General features: G+C 64.5%; 18 protein-coding genes. 3 read left to right on the forward strand and 15 right to left on the reverse strand.

From position 1 onward, the window contains the following. Positions 1-513 precede the first annotated feature (513 nt). Positions 514-1,977 carry a T9SS type A sorting domain-containing protein gene (locus ACE191_RS20060; protein ID WP_400194029.1) on the forward strand — a complete coding sequence of 488 codons (1,464 nt, stop codon included), beginning with the start codon at positions 514-516 and terminating at the stop codon, positions 1,975-1,977. A 139-nt stretch (positions 1,978-2,116) separates the two neighbouring features. Here ACE191_RS20060 and ACE191_RS20065 read toward each other — a convergent pair whose 3' ends face one another. The 3 genes from ACE191_RS20065 to ACE191_RS20075 form a co-directional block, all read right to left on the reverse strand. Continuing rightward, positions 2,117-2,833 carry a hypothetical protein gene (locus tag ACE191_RS20065; protein ID WP_400194030.1) on the reverse strand — a complete coding sequence of 239 codons (717 nt, stop codon included), beginning with the start codon at positions 2,831-2,833 and terminating at the stop codon, positions 2,117-2,119. 510 nt (positions 2,834-3,343) lie between these two features. Then, complete coding sequence (locus ACE191_RS20070; protein WP_400194031.1) at positions 3,344-3,529, reverse strand: hypothetical protein; 186 nt, start codon at positions 3,527-3,529, stop codon at positions 3,344-3,346. 108 nt (positions 3,530-3,637) lie between these two features. Continuing rightward, positions 3,638-4,354, reverse strand: coding sequence for a 3-ketoacyl-ACP reductase (locus ACE191_RS20075; protein ID WP_400194032.1), 717 nt, complete (start codon positions 4,352-4,354; stop codon positions 3,638-3,640). A 209-nt stretch (positions 4,355-4,563) separates the two neighbouring features. On the opposite strand from ACE191_RS20075, the gene ACE191_RS20080 reads away from it, so the two are divergent. Next, the gene (locus tag ACE191_RS20080) at positions 4,564-5,820 is read left to right on the forward strand and encodes a tol-pal system protein YbgF (protein WP_400194033.1); all 1,257 of its coding nucleotides are present in this window, start codon (positions 4,564-4,566) and stop codon (positions 5,818-5,820) included. A gap of 102 nt (positions 5,821-5,922) precedes the next feature. After that, the gene (locus tag ACE191_RS20085; protein WP_400194034.1) at positions 5,923-7,737 is read left to right on the forward strand and encodes a DUF885 domain-containing protein; all 1,815 of its coding nucleotides are present in this window, start codon (positions 5,923-5,925) and stop codon (positions 7,735-7,737) included. Positions 7,738-7,814: 77 nt separating this feature from the next. Here ACE191_RS20085 and ACE191_RS20090 read toward each other — a convergent pair whose 3' ends face one another. The 12 genes from ACE191_RS20090 to ACE191_RS20145 all read right to left on the reverse strand — a co-directional run bounded on the left by ACE191_RS20090 (position 7,815) and on the right by ACE191_RS20145 (position 20,452). Next, on the reverse strand, positions 7,815-8,336 hold the full coding sequence (locus ACE191_RS20090) for a hypothetical protein (protein WP_400194035.1): 522 nt from the start codon (positions 8,334-8,336) through the stop codon (positions 7,815-7,817). Positions 8,337-8,567: 231 nt separating this feature from the next. Continuing rightward, positions 8,568-8,924: a hypothetical protein gene (locus ACE191_RS20095; protein ID WP_400194036.1), complete on the reverse strand. Its 357-nt coding sequence runs from the start codon at positions 8,922-8,924 to the stop codon at positions 8,568-8,570. A 78-nt stretch (positions 8,925-9,002) separates the two neighbouring features. Next, the gene (locus tag ACE191_RS20100; protein WP_400194037.1) at positions 9,003-9,641 is read right to left on the reverse strand and encodes a recombinase family protein; all 639 of its coding nucleotides are present in this window, start codon (positions 9,639-9,641) and stop codon (positions 9,003-9,005) included. Further along, positions 9,638-10,441: a hypothetical protein gene (locus tag ACE191_RS20105; protein ID WP_400194038.1), complete on the reverse strand. Its 804-nt coding sequence runs from the start codon at positions 10,439-10,441 to the stop codon at positions 9,638-9,640. The genes ACE191_RS20100 and ACE191_RS20105 overlap by 4 nt, the downstream gene beginning before the upstream one ends. After that, positions 10,438-11,109: a hypothetical protein gene (locus ACE191_RS20110; protein WP_400194039.1), complete on the reverse strand. Its 672-nt coding sequence runs from the start codon at positions 11,107-11,109 to the stop codon at positions 10,438-10,440. Before ACE191_RS20110 ends, ACE191_RS20105 begins: the two co-directional genes overlap by 4 nt. Positions 11,110-11,244: 135 nt before the next feature. Next, complete coding sequence (locus ACE191_RS20115) at positions 11,245-14,829, reverse strand: phage tail tape measure protein (protein ID WP_400194040.1); 3,585 nt, start codon at positions 14,827-14,829, stop codon at positions 11,245-11,247. 6 nt (positions 14,830-14,835) lie between these two features. Further along, positions 14,836-15,288 (reverse strand): hypothetical protein, encoded by a 453-nt coding sequence (locus tag ACE191_RS20120; RefSeq protein ID WP_400194041.1) that lies wholly within the window; start codon positions 15,286-15,288, stop codon positions 14,836-14,838. Next, on the reverse strand, positions 15,285-16,727 hold the full coding sequence (locus ACE191_RS20125) for a hypothetical protein (RefSeq protein ID WP_400194042.1): 1,443 nt from the start codon (positions 16,725-16,727) through the stop codon (positions 15,285-15,287). Before ACE191_RS20125 ends, ACE191_RS20120 begins: the two co-directional genes overlap by 4 nt. Further along, positions 16,724-18,781, reverse strand: a complete 2,058-nt coding sequence (locus tag ACE191_RS20130; RefSeq protein WP_400194043.1) for a SprB repeat-containing protein — start codon at positions 18,779-18,781, stop codon at positions 16,724-16,726. Before ACE191_RS20130 ends, ACE191_RS20125 begins: the two co-directional genes overlap by 4 nt. Beyond that, positions 18,781-19,323: a hypothetical protein gene (locus tag ACE191_RS20135; RefSeq protein ID WP_400194044.1), complete on the reverse strand. Its 543-nt coding sequence runs from the start codon at positions 19,321-19,323 to the stop codon at positions 18,781-18,783. Before ACE191_RS20135 ends, ACE191_RS20130 begins: the two co-directional genes overlap by 1 nt. After that, entirely contained in the window at positions 19,323-20,123 is an 801-nt protein-coding gene (locus ACE191_RS20140) for a hypothetical protein (protein ID WP_400194045.1), read from the reverse strand. The genes ACE191_RS20135 and ACE191_RS20140 overlap by 1 nt, the downstream gene beginning before the upstream one ends. A gap of 95 nt (positions 20,124-20,218) precedes the next feature. Further along, complete coding sequence (locus ACE191_RS20145; protein ID WP_400194046.1) at positions 20,219-20,452, reverse strand: hypothetical protein; 234 nt, start codon at positions 20,450-20,452, stop codon at positions 20,219-20,221. Position 20,453: the final 1 nt, after the last annotated feature.

The raw sequence follows: 20,453 nt of genomic DNA on the forward strand, positions 1-20,453 counted from the left end.
CCTCACGAAGCGGTAGGGATGCTTCGGCTGCGCGGACGCCAGATAAAGCATGACGGCCTTTTCTGCGTAGTGTTCACTCCGCCTGGCTGGCTTCCGGCCACAAAAAAAGCCCGCCGGGTAGCGCACTCCGGCGGGCTTTTTTGTGCAATAAAGTACGGCAGCATCCGGCTAATGAAAGCACCCGTCAGTTGCTGCCGCGCAGGGGCGTGATCAGGCCGGGGAGCAGTCAGGCGGCAACAGGCTTGCTGGCTTAGCTGAACAAAACCATTCCCTGGTACATCCTCGAAAGGAAGTTTGGGTCTGGCTTAGGTGGAAAATTAAATTTTTCCGATAAACATGCCTTTAAAACCATTCAGGGTGCATGTAGAGATTTGTACTCATATAAGTTGACTGAAGTACAACTATAGTTGGGGCAATGGTGTATTGTTGCTACAATGGCTTAATCAAGTCATGTAAAATATGGAAAAAATGAAAAAATAATACGGTTCATTGTATAAGCTCATTCTTGCGTTGGTGGGTTCGGCGCTAACGGCCACGGCGGGAGTAGCGGGCAATTGCTCGGGGCAGTTTACTCTCACCTATCCCACCGGCACCGGTACCACTACTACCACCATCAACAACGGCACCGGGGTGCTAGACGGAACCTACTGCCCCTCGGCTACCGGCACGCCCTCCCTGGTCGTGACGCCCTCGTCCGATGGTACCCTGACGCTGCGCCGCGTAATCAACGGGGATACCACCACCATCAGCTTTGTTGGTGCCTCGGTGGGGGGCACCACCTACACGTTTTCGCTGCCCGCCGTAACTCAGCGGGCCACCTATGTGCTGGCCAGCAACATCGATTGCCCGAACAGGAAGCTCAAGCTGTTTTCGCTGAACCTGGCGCCCACGCTCTCCGTGACGGCCGCTTCGGGCGGTAGCCCGCTGGGCGCAGCAACGGCCCTCTGCCCGGGAACGAGCGTGCAGATCACGGCCGTAGGAGCCGCCGAAGGCAATACCTACACCTTGCTGAGCAACGGCGAGGTGCTGAGCCGCAATACCACCGGGGTGTTCGATGTAAATCCGAACGTGTCGACCACTTACACCGTGACGACCATTACCCCGACCTGCGGCAACGAGCCGGTGTCGCAAACCATCCGGGTGGCGACCAATAACCTGACCCTGACCGCCAACGACGCCGACAACAACGTGGCCGCGGGCAGTGAAGTAACGCTCACTACGACGGGAGGAACCGCCGGGCCCTACACCTACACGGCTTACAACGGCTTTACCACCACTACGCTGACCGGCACCGGCCCGCAGGTAGTGGTGGCGCCCACCCGCACCACCCAATACACCGTGAGCGGCACAACGGCCCTGGGCAATTGCCCCAGCGTCACCTCACTGGTCATCTCGGTGAACAGCCAGCCGCTGCCGGTGGAAATGGCCAGCTTCGCGGCAACCTGGAGCGGGCAGGCGGCGCTACTTACCTGGACGACGGCGTCGGAAAAAAACAACGCCTACTTTGTGATTGAGCGAAGCCTCGACGGCAGCGCCTTTCAGGCAGTAGGGCAGGTAGTGGGTGCCGGCACCACGGCCAGTCTCACCGCCTACCGCTTTTCCGACGCGGGAGTGCCGCGCACCGGCGCCCGCCCGGTGTACTACCGCCTGCGCCAGGTCGATGAGAACGGGGCAGCCCAGGTTTCGGGGGTGCGTGCGGTGCAGGTAGCAGCTGGAGTTTCGGCTTTCACCGTGGAAGTTTTCCCCAATCCGTTTGGCCAACAGGCAACACTGGTGCTCGACGCCGCGGAGGCGGGTAACGTCACGCTACGCCTTCAAAACGCGCTGGGCCGCACCCTGCATACCACCACGCTGCTGGTTACCTCGGGCGTGCAGCGCATGGTCCTGCCGGAAGCGGCTGCTTTGCCGTCCGGCTTCTACTACCTGGTGGTGGAGCAGGGCCGCCAGAAGCAGGTAACAAAAATCGTGAAGCAGTAAAGCCCACTGCCTACGATAACAAGGGGCTTCCGGAGCGCCTCGCCCCCGCCGGCCTATCCGGCGGGGCGAGGCGTCCCCACAAAAAAAGCCCGCCGGGTAGCGCACACCGGCGGGCTGGGGCATTCTGCGGAGGTGGGGGCTAGTAGCTCTCTTTCAGGAAGCCGAAGGCGCGGCGCTCCGCTTTGTAGGTTTTGGGGTAGTTGGCTTTCAGCAGGCTGAGCAAAGCCAGCAGCACTTCTTCCACCTGCTCGCGCAGCTCGTTTTTGCCGGCTACGCCGGTGGAGCGGCTGCCCTTGCTGTGGTCGGCGGCGGTGGCCAGGGCGGTGTACTCGGTGGCAATGGGCTGCCAGAAGGCCGTGCCGTACTTGTGGGTGTCCAGGCCGTGCTCGGGCAGGGCCGCCAGCAGCTTGCCGAGGCTGTTGACGCGCTCGGAGCGCTCGGCGGGCAGGCGGTAGTTGCGCCCCTCGCGCACAATGCCGAAAGCCCCGTAGTAGGGGCGGCCGTCGTCCTCGTCGTCGTACTGCAGGGCCAGGGCCTTTTTCACGTAGCGGATCTTCTGGTTGATCAGCCGGTCGAGCACCTGCAGGCGGGCGGCCTGGGGCGAGAGCGTGTCGGCGGCCTCGCCGGCCGCGCTCAGGCTGGCGGCAAAATTGGCGGCCAGCGTGGCAAAGGCGGTGCTGCTGGTCCAGAGCAGGGTGAGCGGCGGGCGCTTTTGCCACTCTTCGGCGGCCAGCTTGGCCAGCTCGGCCAGGGGCCGCTCAGAGCGAGGGAGGTTGCCGGTAAAGGTTTTGTCCGTGGGAGTCGGAACGGGCTTAACGGGGGGCGTGTCCGTCGCCTCAAGAGAAGGGGAAGCCATGCACGAAAAAATAAGCGGGTTAATAGAATGCGCTACGCCGGAAGATAGAATGTTGAGCTTGAACAGCCTAACGGAAGGTTGGCCGCTTGGAAAAAACCATGCCGAGCGAAGTACCAGTGGCCTTGGCTAATGTGTCATTCCAACACAATTCAACCCGTACCAAGCCCGCGGGAAGTGTCCCAGAGGGCTGTGTTAGTCATGCAATGCCTCATGGGACAGTCCCAGAGGGCTGTGCAAGTCATACAGAGGCCTCTGGGACAGTCCCAAAGGGCATTGTAAGTCATACACCGTGCTCTGGGACTGTATCAGAAGGCATTGTAAGTGATGCAACATGCTCTGGGACTGTTCCAGAGCCCTGTGTGGCACTTGCAGTGGACTTACGCGCCGAACCACCCGCACAAAAAAAGCCCAACCTCGCGGCCGGGCTTTAGGGAAGAACCCACCGGAAGCTGCTGAAACAGCGCCCCGGCCGGGGTTTGGGTGGGATGCAGGAGTGGTAAACCCGCGGCCTTAGCACCAGCGCCGCAGGGCGTGGGGGCGGGTGCTGGGCTCGGGCGCGGGCTCGTCGGGGGTGCCGGGCTGCTGGGTGCGCTGGCGGCGGGGCGAGCGAAGCGGGTCGTTGGGCCGGGCCGGGGGCAAGCCCTGGTGGGCGGCCGGGTTGGTGGCGGGAATAGCGAACGGATCGGGTCGGGTCATGGCGGTAACGGAAAAAAGCCCCGGGCCGCGGCTGCCGACGTGGCAGCGGGCCCAGGGCCTTATACGCAGGGCGCGGGTTTGTGGCTACGCGGCCGGGGGTGAGGCCCCCTACGGGTTGGTGCTCCACAGCCCCGCTTCCTTCACGAACACGCGGCGGTTGAGCTTGAGCTGGGCCACGATGAACTCGGCCAAATCTTCGGGCTGCATCACTTTCTCGGGGTTGCCGTCGGTGAGCTTCAGCTCCTGGGCCAGGGGCGTGGCCACGGTGCTGGGCGTGAGGGCCGACACGCGGATGTTGTGCTTGCGCACCTCCTGCATCAGCGACTCGGTGAGGCCCAGCACGGCAAACTTGCTGGCGCTGTAGGCGCTGGTTTGGGCTGCGCCCGACTTGCCGGCCGTCGACGAGATGTTGATGATGTCGCCCTGCTGGCGGGCAATCATGTCGGGCAGCACGGCGCGGGTGGCGTAGTAGGTGCCCAGCAGGTTTACCCGGATGATGTGTTCCCAGGCGGCGGGCTCCAGCTCCAGAAACTTGCCGAAGGCGGCCGTGCCGGCGTTGTTGATGAGAATGTCGACCGGGCCGAGCGCCGTTTTTACCTGCTCGGCGGCGGCCGTCACGGCCGTTAGGTCGGCCACGTCGGCCACCACCACGGCCGTGCGCACGCCGTGGCTGGCGGCCAGCTCGGCCACCTCGCGCAGCTGCTCTTCGGAGCGGGCCAGCAAACCCAGGTGCACGCCTTCGGCGGCCAGGGCCAGCGCCACGGCGCGGCCAATGCCTTTGCCGGCGCCCGTGACGAGGGCCGTTTTTCCTTGTAGTGATTCCATGCGAAAGAGAAATGAGGGAGGATGAAAGAGGGAGCGGACATAACCCGGGCCGGCCCGAAAGGTTGCTGCCCGCTGCCCGTGGGCAACCCGCCGCGGGGCTGGGACGAGGGGGGACTGAACGCGGCGGCGGCGTTCCGGTGTTAGCGGGGTACCTTGCCCCGGCAACGGCGGCGCGGCCGCTGCGTCTTGTGTATTCCGTTGTACTGCTGATGAGCTGTTTCCTGCGCTTTTTTCTGCTGCTCGCGTGCTGGGTGGGCGCTGCCCCGGCGGCGCTGGCCCAGGTGCCCGACACGGCCCGACCCGTGCGCAACATCCAGCTGGCCCCGGTGGAAGTGGCCCCCGAGGCCATCGACACCAAGGGCTGGCTGCTGATGGACAAAGACATTCAGCTGGAGCTGGAGGGGGCCATGCACAACCTCTACAACTTCAAGTACGACAAGGCCGAAAAGCAATTCCGCTCCCTGAAGCGGCGCTACCCCGAGCACCCCATGCCGTACTTCCTGCTGGGCCTGAGCCAGTGGTGGAAAATCGTGCCCAGCAACGTGCAAACCAAGCAGTTCGACAAGCCCTTCTTCGCCTACATGGACTCGGCCATCGTGCGCGGCGAGGCCCTCTACGCCCGCGACCCGCGCAACTACGAGGCCTGCTTTTTCCTCTCGGCCGCCTACGGCTTCGATGCCCGCCTGCACGCCGAGCGCAAAGACTGGCGCAAGGCCACCGTGGGCAGCAAGCGCGCCCTGGCCTACCTCGAAAAAAGCCAGGAAGCCAACGGCCTCAGCCCCGAGTTCCTGTTCGGCCAGGCCCTGATGAACTACTACGCGCCCTGGATCAGCGACAATTACCCGCTGCTGCGCCCGGTGCTGCTGTTTTTTCCCAAGGGCAACAAGGAGTTGGGCCTGCGCCAGCTGCGCAGCGTGGCCGACAACGGCTTCTACACCGGCACCGAGGCGCGCATGTTCCTGATGAAGATCTACCTGAACTCGGAAGACAAGCCCGCCGAGGCCCTGCCGCTGGCCCGGCAGCTGGCCGCCCAGTACCCCGACAACGGCTACTTCCAGCGCTTCTACGCCCTGGTGAGCTACAACCTGGGCCAGTTCGACGAGTGCGAGCGGGTGAGCCGCGACATTCTCGACAAGCTGGGCCGCGGCTACCCCGGCTACGAAAGCAGCTGCGGCAAGTACGCCACCTACTTTCTGGGCTCCCTTATGCACCGCAAGTACGACGACCTGAACCGGGCCAAGGAGTACTACCAGCGCAGCATCGTGTTTGCCGAGGCCACCGGCGAAACCAGCGCCGGCTTCTACCTCTACGCCCACCTGAACCTGGCCCGCATTGCCGATCAGCAGGACGACCCCGCCGCCGCCGCCCGCTACTACGCCGTGGTGGAAGACAAGTGGGAAGACCGCAAAGCCCTGGAGTACCGCGAGGCCAAGCTTTACCTGCGGCAGCACCGCCGGGCCTCGTAACGCAGCGGTGGGGTAGGGGCGGCGCAGCCTTTCGCTCGCGGCGGCATCCTTTCGGGCCAAAAACCTGCTAGTTTTAGCCCGTTCCCACCGCTCACTTCCTCCATGAAAACACCAACCCTCGCCGCCGGCCTGCTGGCCGCGGCTCTGCTGGGCGCCTGCTCGCAGTCGACGACCACCGAAAACCAGGGCGGCACCCAGCCCACCACGGCTACCACCGAAACCGCCGCGCAGGATTTGCCGGCGCTGTTTGAGGCATACTGGGAAGAAAACAGCAAGCTGTTTCCCCTCAATGCCACCGCCCAGGGCGACAACCGCTACAACGACCAGCTGCCCAACGACGGCACCGTGGCCTTCCGCGAGCAGCTGCGCCAGTTCAACCAGAAGTACCTGGATCAACTGGGCAAGTTCGACCGCGAAAAGCTGTCCGATAACGACAAGATCAGCTACGACATGTTCCGCTACGACCTCGAAACCAACCTCGAGAGCCTGAAGCTGAACACCTGGATGATTCCCTTCCAGCAGTTCTGGGGCCTACCCCTGACCATGGGCCAGTACGGCTCGGGCGAGGGCGTGCAGCCCTTCAAAACCGCCGAGGACTACGACAACTGGCTGGGCCGGGTGCGGGGCTTCTCGGTGTGGGCCGATACGGCCATCAGCAACCTGCGCCGCGGCATGCGCGCCGGCGTGGTGTTGCCCCGCCCGCTGGTGCAGAAAATGATTCCGCAGATGAACGACCTGGTGGTGAGCGACCCCACCAAGAGCTTGTTCTACGGCCCCATCACCAAGCTGCCCGCCAATATGCCGGCGGCCGACAAGCAGCGCATCACCGAGGCCTACCGCACGGCCATCATGAACGAGCTGGTGCCCACCTACCGCCGCCTGGGCCAGTTCCTGCAAACCGAGTACCTGCCCAAGGCCCGCACCAGCACCGGCATTGCGGCCGTGCCCAACGGAGACGCCATCTACCGCTTCTACGTCAAGAGCTGGACCACCACCGACAAGACGCCCGACGAAATCTACCAGACCGGGCTGGCTGAGGTCAAGCGCATCCGCAGCGAGATGGAGCGGGTGAAAACCTCGGTGGGCTTCAAGGGCGATTTGAACGCCTTCTTCACCCACCTGAAAACCAACAAGAAGTTCACGCCCTACCAGACGCCCCAGCAGGTACTGGGCGCGTTCAAAGCCATTCAGACCAAGATTGACCCGAACCTGAAAAAGATGTTCGGGCGCACGCCCAAGACGCCGTTCGAGATTCGCCAGACCGAAGCCTTCCGCGCCGCCTCGGCCTCGGCCGAGTACAACCCCGGCAACCCCGACGGCTCGCGCCCCGGCATTTTCTACGTGCCCATTCTCGACGCGAAAACCTTCAACATCACCTCGGGCATGGAGTCGCTGTTTCTGCACGAAGCCATTCCGGGCCACCACTACCAGATTTCGCTGCAACAGGAGAACGAGGACCTGCCCAAGTTCCGCCGCTTTGCCTGGTATGGCGCCATGGGCGAAGGCTGGGCCCTCTACACCGAAAGCCTGGGCAAGGAGCTGGGTCTCTACACCGACCCCTACCAGTACATGGGCGCGCTGGGCGACGAAATTCACCGCGCCATCCGCCTCGTGGTCGACGTGGGTATGCACTCCAAGAACATGACCCGCGAGCAGGCCATCAAGTATATGATGGACAACGAGGCCATCAGCGAGCAGGGCGCCACGGCCGAAATCGAGCGGTACATGGCCATTCCCGGCCAGGCGCTGTCGTACAAAACCGGCGCGCTCCAGATTCAGGCGCTACGCCGCAAGTACGAGCAACAGCTGGGCACCAAGTTCAACCTGAGCAATTTCCACGACGAGCTGCTGAAGGACGGCGTGATGCCCCTGGCCGTGCTGGAACGCAAGATGGACGCCTGGGCTGCCAAGCAATAATTCAGGTCAGCCATTAATGCCAAACGGCCCCGCAACCAGCGTTGCGGGGCCGTTTGATTTGGAAAAGCTGTGCGGCCCTAGTTGTTATTGCTGTTGCTGCGCTGGCGTTCGGTGTTGCTCTGCGAGGGCATGGGGGTGCGCTGGGCGGCGCCGCTGCGGTTCTGGCCGCCACTCACGCCACCGCCGCTGGTGGTCGATCCGCCGCTCATGCTGCCGCTGGTTGAGTTGCCGCCGGTCGACTGGCCCGAGGTGATGTTCTCGGTGTCGGTGGTGCCGCGGTTGGTGAGGCTGCGGCCGCTGGTGGTGGAAGTGCCGTCGGTGGTGCCGCTGTCGGTGTACTTGCTGGTGTTGGGGTCGCCGCCCGGGCGGGCGCTGCTGGCTTCGGCCATCGAGCGGTTGCCCGAGGTGGTGCCCACCGGTTGGTACGCCTCGCCGCCGCCCGACATACTGTCGCGGTCGGTGTCGACGCGGTTGGCGCGGGGCGCCTCGGAAAACGAGTCGTCGTTGATGTGGTCGAGGCCGGGGCTGGAGTCGTAGCCGCAGGCGGCCAGCGGGAGCAGTAGCAGGGCTGCCCAACGGGCGCGGGTAGATTGGGACATGACAAGTGAGGGTTTTGGATGTGCGTAAGGCGTGGTAAGCGGTAGGCTGGTTATACGCGCCCGCCGCGAAAAAGGCAAAGCCGATAAGTGACCAACCGGCGGCATCTTTGCGCTTCACCGCTACGCTGCTTTCTCCTTGACCAACGCCGTTCTGCACTGGAATGAATAAAACCCGCAAAACAAGCTGTTTTGCGGGTTTTACCATGTTTTAGTGGCAAAGTAAGTGGCAGTCTAGCCGATCCGCCAGCGACTATCTAGGTGCCAGCGCGGGCCTCCGTAGCGGCCTGGTAGAGCTGTGGCATCCGAGTACTGCAGGCTGCGCACATCGCCGGCAATCATCGAGCGGGCCAGCGCCGGGCGCACCTGCACGTGCTCCGGATAGGGCACCGGCGCCGGCGACTCGACGACGGCCGTGGTGGCCACGTGCACGTCGGCCGACTGCAGCTGCACGTCGACGTGCACGTGGCACTGGTGCAGCTGCACCAGCTCACGCGACGGGTGCGCCGGCGCGATGGGCGAGGCCGCGGTACTACCGAGGCCCAGCAGGGTTAGCGCACCGAACAGGAGCGCCAGGATTAGGCTTCTCATAACAGAGAGGTTGGGTTGGTGAAAATGAAACAGAGCCCAAAACTCTCCGCGGAGCAGCCCGGCAAAAAGGACACGAAACTAGGCTGCCTGCAGGGCGCGGCGCTGCTGCAGTTCCTCCTCGCTGAGCTTGTAGTTCTGCACGGTGCCCACGCCCAGGCCCATAGCCAAGGCAATCTTGCGCACGCTCAGGCCGTCGACCTGCAGAGCATGTAGCTCCTCGATGCGGGCCTGCTCCAGGGCCCGGCGGCCGTGCACGTAGGTTTCGCCCTTGGCCGCGGCCTTCGCCTTCTTATTGGCCAGGCCGATTTTCACGTTCTCACTGGTACGCTCACTGTGGTAGGCGCCGGCCCAGCCGAACAGCGCCCGGAACAAGTCGCGCATCGGGCCCACGGTGTTGAGCATGGGCTCGGAGTAGCTCCAGAAGCCGACGCCGCACTGGTCGAGGGTGCTCAGGTGCTCGAACACCTTCTGGATGCCCTCACGCGTGAAGCGCGACAAGTCCCACACCCGCACCAGCTGAAACCTGCGCTTGCCGGCATCCTTGAGCATCTGCTGGAATTGCGCCCGGTCGGATTTTCGGCCCGAGTCGAAGTCGACGTACTCGGCCACGACTTCGTCGCTGGCCTGCTCAGCGGCCTGGCGAAGTACTCGCAGCTGGTTTTCGGGATTCTGATCCTTGTCCAGCGTCGACACGCGGGCGTAGAGGGCAACTTTCATATTCTCCAGATTTGATGGTCTTCCCTCCTCACTTTCAGTACTGTTTCTCTATAAAATCGATTTCTGCTTATCCTGAGATCAGCAATTGCCCACATAATATAATTAGTGTTGGCTATGTCTTTTGCCTTAAGCTCTTTCGCTCGCAAGCGTCCTGAAATTTTGAAATCCAGCAGCTGGACGCATTTTTGGTTGAATAGATCAATACAGTAGGAGAAATACTCGGAAGGAAAATCAGGTCGGGAAATCGTTGAATGGAAAACGGCAAGTAAACCGGCTAAATTGGACAACTCAAACTCATGATTTTCAAGCTCAAAAAGCAATATTTCCTTACTCTGGTCATAGATTTCTTGCTTTGCTCTACTATCTAACTGGCCTATATCATAGGTGCCTATTTGTTTCTGGGCCTCCTGAGCCAGCTTGGAGTCAAAACCCCTGATAAAGTCTACTGTAGTTTTTAATAGGGCTTTCCTCACCTCCATTTCTCGGGAGGTCGCATCAATTGCGCGTTCGGTAATGAGAAGCAGTTTTTCGTGTTCGGTTTTCGTTTGCTCGTGCCGCAGAGCCTCCATTTGAAGTTGGTTGGCCTTCAGCTGTTCTCTCAATGAGAGGTATACCACAAACATGCCCGCGAAATTCAAGATTGGCCCAGCTATTCCACCAACTGTGTCGCCGATGGTACCTGTGTCTTGAAATAAGGCGCGAATTCCAGCAGGCATTAATATCGTTACACCCAAAATTGTCGCTACCAGCGCCACACTCACGAGCATGGCTATTTTAGCTTTAAGGTGATTATTCATCATGCCTGGTGGAAAATGGCCTTGAAAACCAGCGCGGCCTTGTCTTGGCAATAGTTGCCCAGGTATTTCGCGCCATATGTGACGGCTTCCAGGCGTATCGAGTGGCCGCGGTGGGTCACCAGCTCGAAGGTCACGCCATACTCAGTGCGGTTGCCCTTCACGTACACGTAGTCAAGGGAGCCGAGAAAATCTAGCTCGAACATGTCGCCCTCCACGATGCGCGGCCCGTGGGGGTTAGCGTCGTGGTGCATGGTGGTGGCCAAGCACAACTTGTGCCGCCGGCGGAAGTCGGCGTCGCTGATTCGCTGCTCGAGGCCCGGAGTAGGCTGGCCGCCGAGTACCCGCTGCAGGCGCTCCCACGACTCCACCGGCCAATGTTCGCCGGTCACTGGGTTGATGTGCACGAGGGCCGGCAGGCCATACTTCTTGGCTACCTCCTGAGTAAGTCTAGCCAAGGCACGCTCGATGAAGGTCGGCATGAGCTGAGGCATGCTCAGATACTCGCGTGGCACCTCCTCGAAGAACTTCAATCCGCTGGCTACGTGGCTGCCGTAGAGGCGGGCCTCTACCCGGTCAGGGTCGAAGCCGAACCAAGCATCCCAGCCGGCGTCGCGGAAGGCCTGAAGTTCTACCGAGTACTGCTCGGTGATCGGAGGGTGAATTTGAGGCATTGCCTGCACAACGATAAAGGGTGGAAAACCTGTTCAAATTAGAAATCTAATCTGAACGGTTTTCCACCCTTCGATTTTACCCCCGTAAAGGCCCTTTTTCAGCGCCTTTTTTGGGCGAGTAATCTGAACACCCTTTTACCCCTGCAGGCCGCTGCCCGAGTTGACCTTCTTATAGGTCTCGATGTCGGGCACCAGGTCGTACATATTCTGGATGACCGTCAGCTTAGTGGTCCAGGTGTTCATGCGCTCGTTCTGCAGCTGCTGCACGGCTATCAGCTCGCGCAGCAAGTCGACGGCACCAGGTGCACCGACCGCGTCGGCCGGCAGCGCGGCCTGGCTGCCCCCGTCACTGGTGGCGCCGCCGGCGGCGTAGCCCCGCAGGCGCCGGGCCTCCAGCCACTGCTCTACCTGAGCCACCTTCGGATCGGCGCGCATCCACTCGGGAATCACGTACTCGTTCTTGTGCACCAGGCCGGCTACGGCAAACCCGTTCTCGTCGAGCAGCTCCCCGCTAGGCGCCACCGCCAGCTTGGCCAGGTCGAGCATGCCGCCCCCGCCGCTGGTGCGGCCGCCCGAGCTGAAGCTGGCCACCTTCTGGGTGGCAATGCCGGCGCGCACCAACGACATGCCGCTGGTGGCGGCCAGGTACACGATGTTGAAGGGGGCCGGGTACTTGGCCGACTGCTTGGCGTTTTCCTGTAGTTCGACCTGCAGGCTCATGGCAATTTCGGTCAGGGCAATGGCCTTCTGCGCCAGGACGAAGGCTTTATACAGTGCCGACTTCTTGCCGAAGGCCTCGCCCAGGAAGGCAATTTCTTCGGTGCCCATGATTTTCTTCACCGCCTGCAGGCCCTGCTGGAACTTGTGTAGCTCCTCGTCGAGGCCCTTGCGCTTGGCCAGGTGGGCCGCTTCGTCCCGGAGCTTCTCGGCGTTGGCCTTCTGGAATTCTACCACGCCGGCGGCGCCCTTCTGCTTGATCAGCGCCAGCTCCCGCTCGGCAGCGGCCTTTTTCACGGCATAAATGGCATCCTCGTAGGCCCACTCGTCGATGACGCCCTGGGCCAGATCGAGCTCCAGTTGAGCCAGCGCCTCCTCGGTGGCGGCTTCGTTCCGGGCAATTTCCTCATCGATTTTCTCCTGACGGCGTTGCTCCTCCTCCTGGTCATACTTGGCCGTCAACTCTCGCAGCTGCAGGTCGCGCTCGGCGACGATGGCCAGCACCTGGTCGGCATAGTCGGCTTCCTTGCCGGTCAGGGCCTGGTACTTCTTATCGGCGTCGTCGAAGATTTTCTGCCGCTCCAGCGCGCGCCGGGCCTCGTCATCGGTGAGCTTCCGATCCTCCAGCTGATTCTTCAGCGCGTTGTGACTTTTCAGCAGCGCCCCGTCCTCGGCGTACCATTCCTTCACCCGATCCAGCCGGGCTTTATCGGCTTTATCGCGGCGGGCCTGGGCTTCCTTTTCGGCCTTTTCCGCATCCTTGGCCGCTTTTTCCTTCTCTTTCTCGGTCAGGCCGTCACCACCGGGCGCCTTCAGCACCTTTTCCTCCTCAGTTGGCTCGGCACCGGTGTCGGCCCCGGGCACCGGCTTCTTGGCCAGGGCGGCTGCAAAGGCGCGGTTGAACTCGTCACCGGCATTCTTGCCGATCTGGCCGAACTCGGCCTTGGCGCCGGCGAAGTCCCGATCCAGCAGCCGGCGCCAGGCGCGGGCAATGGTGCCGATGCTGGACTCCGCCGCGGCCGAGAAACCGGCGAAGTACGCCGGGCCGTCGGTGAGCAGCGCGAAGAGGGCCCGGATCGGGAACGTGAGGATGTTCAGGGCGATGCGGGCGTTGTCCGACTCTTTGGCCCAGGCCACAAAGCCCTTGACCAGCTCGGCAATGCCCGTCCAGAGCAGCTTCGTCGGGATGAGCAGGGCCCGGAACACGTTCCCGATGGCTTCGCCCACGTCGCGCGCGGTCATGCCCTCCTTGGAGAGGAGGCCCAGGGCCCGGCCCAGATCCACAAACGCGTTCCAGATTTCCTGCAGGGGCGCAAACACCTCCTTCAGGGTGGCCACCAGCGAAATGAGCAGGGCGTAGAACGTGGTCAGGCCGCGGTTAACCAGCGTGTCGATGACGCTGCTGCTGCCCTCGAACTGCTTGGCCAGGTCGTTCTGCACCGCGGCCAGCTCTTTCTGCGAGGCCAGCATGGCCTGCTGCCGCTGCACGTACACGTTGGAGGTGTCGACGAGCGCATCGATACCGGTGCCGACGTTCTTCAGCGACTTGAGGTAGTCGAGGCCGGCATCCTCGCCCGGGCCGCCGAACACGTCGGCAATCACGGTCTGGGCCTGCGCGGCGGTGAGCTTGGTCGTATCCAGCTCGGTGGCCACGCGCTTCAGCGCCTCGGTGGTGCTGATGCTGCCGTTGTTGACGCCGTCGAGGATTTCCTGGGTAAACTCCGGCCCGAAAGCCGCATACATGGCGTCCTTGGTGGCCGAGGTCTGCTCCCGGATCCGGAGCCCGAACTCTTTGATCACGTCGGCGCCCTTGTCGGAAAACACGCCGGTGGTCACCGACTGCGAAATCACGGCAATGGCCTCGTCGGCCGAGAGGCCGGCGGCCTTGAACTGCGCCGGGTACTCCTTCACCTGGTCGAGGAACTCGCCTGAGGCGTCGGCCCCGCTCAGGAAGCCCTGCTCGATCAGGCGCAGCGCCTCCTGCTGGCTGATGCCCATCTGCTTGCTCAGGGCGTTGCTGGCCACCAGCACCTCGTCGTACTCCTTGTTGAAGGTCTTGGCCAGGCCGGCCACGCCCACGGTGAGCTGGTCGAGGTTGTCGCCGGTGGCGCCGGTCAGGGTGTTGACCTTTTCGCGCAGCGCCTCGAACTCCTTGACCGTCTGCACCACCTCGGTGCCGATTTCCTTCACCAGGTCCACGGCGGCCTCAAGGCCCACGGTGACGCCGGCAAACGCCAGGGCGTCTTTCATCGTGAGGCCCTTCTCGGCCGTCTCGCCCATTTCCTTTTTGACGCCGTCGATGCGCTTCTGCAGATCCTGGTAGTCCTTGAGCAGCTTGGCGCGGCCCGGGTCGTCAGCTGACAACTCGTGCAGCTGCTGCTCGAGCAGCGCGCCGGCGGCTTTCATTTCCTTGAACGAGGCCGTGACCTTCTGGCCGTTGAGCACCACCTCGCGGTTTTCCTGGTTCAGCCGGGCGGTTTCGGCCGCCAGCTGGCGCTGCTCTTCCTCCAGCTCCTCGGCCGACTTGACGTAGGTTTTCACCTCCTCGCGGGCGGCTTCGATGCGCTGCTGCAGCACCTGGTAGTCACGGATCATGGCGGCGCGGCCCGGGTCGTCGGCCGACAACTCCTGCAGCTGCGCGTCGAGCACGCCGGCGGCGGCCTTCATTTCGCGCATCGATGCGGAGGCCTGCTGCCCGGTGGCCACGGTGGCCTGGTTGGCCTCGGCCTGCAGGCGGGTCTGCTCGGCCAGCTTGGCCTGCTGCTCGGCCAGCTCCTCCTCGGTCTGGATGACCGTGCGCAGGGCCGCCCGGGTTTCGGTGATGCGGGCGGTGAGGCGGGCAAAGTCCTGCTGCAACTCGGCCCGGCGCGGATCATCCGCGGCCATCTTGGCCAGCTGGTTGTTCATGATGGCCGCGGCGGCGGCCATGTCTTTAATGCTGGCGTTGGCCTGCTGGCCATTAAAGACGATTTCTATTTCCCGTCTTTCTTTATCGGTAGCCATGGGCTCTTAGAATTGAATGGTGACTGGCTGCGACGGCACGGCGTCGGCCACGGTGCTGATCAGGATCTGGCCGTGCAGCTCGCTCATCAACTCGCTCAGGCGCTTGGTCTGGGCGTAGATTTCCTTCGCGTACCACTTGCGGGCCTTGCGCTGCCGGCGGCGCAGCTGGCCGCGGCTGTTGCGGATGCGGTCGAAGCCGTCGTCGCCGCGGCGCACGCCGGCGCCCATGCCCCGGCCCACGCCCATGTCGACGAACTTGCCATACAGGGCATAGCTCAGGCGCAGCTGCAGCTGGCCGGTGGCCGTACCGATAACCTGCTTCTGAAAGCTGGCCATCAGCGCGCCGGTGTTGCGGATGCGCAGCTTGCGCATGTTCTCGACGAAGTTCTCGACCGTGAAGTCGAGCCACTTCATGGCCATTTCCCGCTCGCGCTCGGCCAGGTTTAGCTCGGTGCTCATCGGCGAACGGGGCGGTAAGTGAACCGGGCCGACTCCAGGCGCCGGGCGGTGTGGATGCTCAGGGAGATTTTCTCCCAGAGGTATTTGCGCGGGCCCACCAGCTCCTTGCGGGCCGGGCTGAGCGTGAGCAGGTCGCCGATGCGGAAGGGCTGGGTGCGCTCCTCCACGCCGGCGCGGGCCAGCAGATCCAGCCAGGGCTGGTGGCACTGCGCGTATAGGCCCTGGGGGCCGGCCCACTGCAGGGCCAACTCGCCCACGGCCTGGCCGGCGGTGTTCACGTGGCCCGACGTGACGAGCGGGTACGCGCCGCCGGCGGCCGGCTGCAGGCCGCGGTCGAACAAGAGGCGCAGCCCGCAGCGCGAGTCGTTGCCCAGCTCGTGGGCCGGGCTGGCGCCCTTGGCGTCGACCAGGGGCAGCAGCCGCTCCAGGCCGGCATCGAGCACGGTGAGCAGCGTGCCGGCGTCGGTGGCCAGTTCGGTTTTGCCGCCGTCGATGCGCAGCTCGCGCCAGCTCGTGTCGAACTGCTTGTTCTGCTCCCCGTCTTCCAGGCCCATGCGCAGCAGGTAGCCCTCGTATTTGGGCCCGATGGCCCGGGTCACGGCGCCGGCGGCGCGCACCAGGTACGCGTCGTCGAGGGCCACCTCGCGCAGGCGGGTGATGCGCAGGATCCGGCGCACCGGGTCGAAGTCGTAGCCCAGGGCAAAGAGCTTCTGCAGGGCCACCAGCAGCTGCGCCACGGTCAGGCCGGTGGGCACGTACTGGTTGAACACGACGTGGGTGGCCACGCTGCCGGCGGCGTCCTCGGCCACGCGGTCGGAGTAGACCACCAGCTGCTCGACGTCGGGCTCGCTGAGCCAGGCGCCTTCCACATCGAAGCCGACGTGGGCCAGCACCCGGCGCAGCAACGGCACCAGGCGCAACTGCGGCGAGAGGAACGTGCCGACGTAGTTGCCGCCGATGTGCGCGTTGAGCAGGCCCAGGTAGCCCACCTGCTTGTCGCCGTAGAAGCCCGGGTTCTTGAGCATGCCCAGGGCGTAGTCGGGGTGGTCGTGGGTCACCACCAGCGGCACCTGGCCCAGATCCAGCTCGGCAAGTTTGAGCCCTTCGATGCGCGCGGCCAGGTCGTCGGCCGCGGCCACGAACTTGTACTGGAGCACGCGCTTTTCGGGCTGGTGCTCCTCGTAGATCAGGCTGCCGATGCGCCAGAGCTGGTGGTCCAGGTAGCACTCCACCGGCTCGGGCGCCGGCGTCTCGCCCTGCTCGGCGCGCACGTGGGGGAAGTTCAGCCGGCGCAGGTTGCCCGGCGTCATGGGCAGCCCGAACGGGTACGACGTCACGCCCGGTACGGCGTCGTAGCGGAAGAAGGGGTTGCTGATTTCCAGCCCGATGGTGCCCGGGCTCAGGTCGAGCCAGCCGGCGGCGGTGCGGAATCCGATCATGGCAGCAGCAGGTCAGGCCGCGACACCGCCGGCACCGGCAGGCCCGCCGGCACCGCCGGCAGGGCGGGGGTGTAGTGCCGCTCCCGCGGCAGCTGGAAATCGAACTCCAGGGTGGCAATGAACTCGCCCTCCTTGCGCAGGGGCGTGGTTTTGGGCTTGAGCACGCCCGGCACCCAACGGCCCTGGTGCAGCAGGAAGGTGCGCCGCGAGAGCAGCAGATCCTGCTGGGCCGCCAGCCAGGCCCGGGAGTTGTCCTGGGCGCCGCTGGTGAGCTTGAGCATCGGCCGCAGCACGCGGTCGAGCACCCAGGTGTCGCCCTGCAGCGGATCCGGGAAGGGCACGGCCGCCCGCTCGGCTTCCTCGCCGGTGAGTTCGGCGTCGAGCTGGGCTTCGCCGATCAGGGCCGCGGTGTTCATGCCGCCCAGCGAGTTGGCGTAGAGCACGAAGCGGCGCTGGGCCACCGGCCGGTGGTCGAGCACGTAGCGGCGCCGTTCGCTCTGGGCCACGCCGTTCTCGTCCTCGACCCACACCTCCCAGCCCAGCACGTGGCGCACAGCGGTGTCGCGCAGGCCCAGCTGGGCGAAGCCCGCCGGCAGGCAGTATACCTCATACCGGGCTACGTCGGCCTGCGTGGCCACCGTGGTCGTGGTGGTGGTGCCGTCGCTGTAGCGCACCTGCAGGCGCTGGCGAAACGCCGGCGTGGGCAGCAGCGGCACCTGGAAGTAGAGAAACTCGGGCTGGTCGCGGGCCACCAGCTGGTCGTTGAGCTGCCAGGTGAAAAACGGCTTGACAGCCGGCTGGTAGCTGTCGAAAAACCGGCGCGAGACGGCCTCGTAGGTGCTCAGCCCGCCCAGGGTCACCACGTGCGGGTCGAGGGTGGTGACGGCCCCGCGCACCGGCGGGGTGCCGAATACTTCGGCGTGCTTTAGGTAAAACCGGCGGAACAGCCCCTCGGCCCGGCTAATCGAGGCCTGGCCCACGGCGGGCACGTGCTGCTCCAGGTAGGCGTCGAGCAGCTCCTGCACCAGGAACACGGTGCGGCCGTCGCGGTCGGCCGGCTGCTCCAGGGGCGCGCCGATCAGCACGAACTCACCGCTGCCGTACACCAACTCCAGCCACACTTCGCACACGAAGGTGAGCCCGGGCTTTGTGGCCGGGTCGGCCCGGTAGGCGTCGCCGGCGTCGAGCACCAGGGGAATGGGGTTGCGCGAGAAATAGTAGCGGTAGCCGTTGATGCGCACGCCGCTCACCAGCTGGCTGCAGCCCACCGCGTCGGTGACGGTGCACGCGTACTCGCCCGGGGCCAGGCCGCTGCGCCCGGCCGTGGTGGCGCCGTCGCTCCAGAGGTAGGTGTAGGGCGCCACGCCGCCGGTTACGGTGAGCGTGGCGCCGTTGTCGCTGCTGGTCACCAGCACGTCGATGCGCGGGTTCTGGCCCACCTCCACGGCCAGCGTGGTCGAGGCGCCGCTGGCGTCGGTGACGGTGACCGGGTACACGCCGGCGGCCAGGGCGGCCCGGGTGCGGGTGGTCACCGCGCTGCCGCTCCAGGCGTAGGTGTACTGGCCGGTGGTGCCGTTGCTGACCACCAGCTCGATCAGGCCGGTGGCCGAGCCGAAGCAGGTGGCCACCGTCACCTGGGGCTCGACGACGACGGGGCGGATGGTGCTCAGCCGCTCGCCTTCGTTCACGCCCGAGCCGGTGTCGTTGCTGAGCAGCGTGGGCGCGAAGTCGAACGCCGGGTCGTAGGCCGTGGCGGTGAGGGTGATGGTCGCCAGGTCGAAGGCAAACTCGTAGCTGTAGGCCAGCGAGTAGCTCAGCGACGCGCCGAGGGCCAGCAGCCTGGCCTCGATGGCGCGCAGCAAGCTGCGGGCGTTGGTGTCGCGGGCAAACGGGTCGGTGAGGTAGGTGTCCTGCACCAGGTACTCCTCCGGGCCGGCCGGCGCGCTGCTGGCCGTGAACCGGCGGTAGGCGCCGGCCAGCCACAGGTCGACCCACTCGCCGGGGCGGGGCGTGATGCTGTTGAGCAGCAGCCGGGCGTAACGTTCTCCAGCCATTAGAGCAAAAACTTGTAGGGTTTGTAAGCCAGCGCGGCCGTGGCCGGCGTGGTGAAATCGAAGTCCATGCGGGTGCCGTACCAGGTGCCGTCGCCCAGCGGGCCGATGCTGTCGCTGCCCAGGGAATTGGGCTGGATGCGCACCTTCACCTGGTCGGCCAAGAGGAACTCGATGCCGCCGATCAGATCCTCGGCGGTTTCCTCGGTGGCGTCCAGGGCGGCTTCCACGGCGTCGTGGTCGTTGGCCTTGACCTGCTGGAGCACCATGAAAGCGGCGTGGCGCAGGCGCGTGCGGTTGTCGCCGCCGTTGTCGAGGTAGTCGGTCTGGCAGGACTCGACGACGAGCACCTGCTGGCCCAGCGCCGGCTTCAGCCGGGCGCCGAGCACGTTGTTGGTAAACTCGTGTAGGTCGACCACGCGCTGCAGCGGGTCGATGGAGACGACGATGCGGGCGAAGCGGGAGGCCGCGGGGGTGTGACCGATGCTGACGTGGCGCGTGGCCAGGTTGCGCAGCAGCGCGATGTATTCGGAGTGGCGGAGCATTAGCGAGGGGCTTGTTTTTTGGCGCGTTCGTAGTCGCGGGCCGCATCCTGCATTTCGGCCAGGATGGTGCGCGTGTGCTGAAGGGCGGTTTGCTCCAGCGTGCCGAAGGCGCCGCCGGAGAGTTTGCGCAGCACCCGGCCCCAGTCGCCGGCATGCTGCTTGTGTTGGTGGGCATCCTCCTCGTGCACGTCGAACACCTCGGGAAACTCGCGCTCCAGCTGCCCGCGGCAGCCGCGGTACCAGGTGGTGATGGCCAGCTTCACGTCGTCGGGCAGGGGCTTAAGCTGGCGGGCGTAGTACTCCAGACGGTGCTCGTTGAAGGGCACCCGCCGGTCGCCGCGCCAGCGTGGGTCGCGGGGGCTCAGGCCGCGGACGGGCACGCGGTAGAGGCAGGCCAGGAACAAGTCCAGCGCCTCGGCCGAGCGGCCGGTGGCCCAGGCCCGGAAGTAGGTGTCGGCAAAAATGAACTCGCCGAAGAGCAGGTTGCGGAAGCTGCTGCGTGGCCCGGCCCAGGTAAGCAGCCCCGTGCGCACGACGGGTAGCAGCTGCTCGGTGAGCCGGTGGTCGTTGTCGAACACGAAGTCGGTGAGGGCGTAGAGCTGCACCACCTGCACGCCCGGGAAGGAGATGAGCAGGGAGAGCGGGGCGCCGGTGAGCACGCTGAGCAGGCGCAGCTTTCGGGGCAGGGCGTTTTCGGGGCCGTAGAGCACCCGCACGACCTCCAGCAGCTGGCGGCGGGTGAGTTCGTTCCAGGTGCTGGGTACCTGGTAGGCGGTTTTTCCGAGGCGGAGGGATTCCATGCTTCGAAATTGCCGCGGCCTGCCTCGGGCAAAAAGGACACGAAAAAGCCCCGCCGGGCTACGACGGGGCTTGGGAAGAAGCCAGTGGAACGACGCTAGGAAGCCGGCGTAATGAAGCCGTGTAGCTTCAGGTCGTCCACGAAGTTGCCAATGGAGTCGGTGCGCACGTCGACGCCCTTCTGAATTTTACACCGGCTGGCCATGCCCTCCATAAAGTCCTCGATGCTGACCGAAGGCTGCCAGGCCTGGGCGTCCTCGCGCAGGGCCTGCACGATGCCCAAATCGGTGGCGGCCTTGATGTGGCCGCCACCCAGGAGTTCGTATTTCATA

The sequence above is a fragment of the Hymenobacter sp. B81 genome, from assembly GCF_044628455.1.
Taxonomy (GTDB): domain Bacteria; phylum Bacteroidota; class Bacteroidia; order Cytophagales; family Hymenobacteraceae; genus Solirubrum.